The following is a 1121-nucleotide window of genomic DNA, read 5'->3' on the forward strand; positions in this document are numbered from 1 at the left end:
GCTTGAAGCCATTCGTGGCGAGGCGACGATCGCCGAGTTGGTGGCGAAGCACGGCGTGCATCAGACGGTGATCCATTCCTGGAAGCGTCAGGCGCTCGAGGGCATGGCCGCGATTTTCTCGGGCAAGGCCGAGGCGAAGGCGGCCGAGAAGGAAGGCGAGATCGAAAAGCTGCATGCCAAGATCGGCCAATTGGTGGTGGAACGGGATTTTTTAGCCAAGGCCTCCGGTCGATGAGCATTGCCCGGAGGCGAGAAATGATCGAACCGCGCCACCCGTCTTTGCCGGTGAAACGGCAATGCGCCCTGATCGGCATCAGCCGGTCGTCGTGGTATGGGCCTGCGAGCAGCGAGAGCCCGCTGAACCTGGCGCTGATGAAGCTGATCGACGCGCAGTTCATGGAAACGCCGTTCTACGGCAGCCGCCAGATGGCCCGGCACCTGCGCAATCAGGGCTATTGCGTCAGCCGCAAACGGGTTCGCCGACTGATGGCGAAGATGGGTCTGCGCGCCGTCTATCAGATGCCGCGCACCACCGTGCCCCACCCGGAGCATCTCAAGTATCCGTATTTGCTGAGAAATCTGGTCATCGACCGACCCAACCAGGTCTGGTGCGCCGATATCACCTATATTCCGATGCAGCGAGGGTTCCTTTACCTGGTGGCGATCATGGATTGGGCGACGCGGCGGGTGCTGGCGTGGCGGCTGTCGAACACGATGGATGTTGAATTTTGCATCGAGGCGCTGGAGGAGGCATTGGCCCGCCATGGCCGACCGGAAATCTTCAACACCGATCAAGGCAGCCAGTTCACCAGCCCGCGGTTCACCAAGGTGTTGCTGGATGCGGCGGTGAAGATCTCGATGGACGGGCGCGGCCGTTGGATGGACAATGTGATGATCGAGCGGCTATGGCGGTCGCTGAAGTATGAGTGCGTCTATCTGAATGCCTTCGAGACCGGCTCCGCCGCGCGCGCAGGCATCGGCAAGTGGATTGCCTTTTACAACACCCTGCGCCCCCATTCGGCGCTTGGCGGAAGGACACCGGTTGAGGCCCATCAGGGCCAAGACCTGAAGGCGGCGGCATGATCAACAGGCAAGCTTAGCAACGCCGCAAATCTGTCCAG

General features: G+C 61.3%; 1 protein-coding gene. It reads left to right on the top strand.

Going from position 1 to position 1121, the window contains the following annotated elements; all coding sequences use genetic code 11:
* Positions 1–1083 (top strand): IS3 family transposase gene (locus NHN26_RS17350; protein ID WP_253090546.1). Its coding sequence is split into 2 segments (ribosomal slippage), with 1084 coding nucleotides annotated over them: positions 1–206 and positions 206–1083; the frame shifts between segments, so codons are not numbered across the junction. This gene is flagged as partial in the annotation.
* Positions 1084–1121 lie beyond the last annotated feature (38 nt).

It is taken from the genome of Rhodovulum tesquicola (genome assembly GCF_024128855.1).
GTDB classification, from domain to species: domain Bacteria; phylum Pseudomonadota; class Alphaproteobacteria; order Rhodobacterales; family Rhodobacteraceae; genus Rhodovulum; species Rhodovulum tesquicola.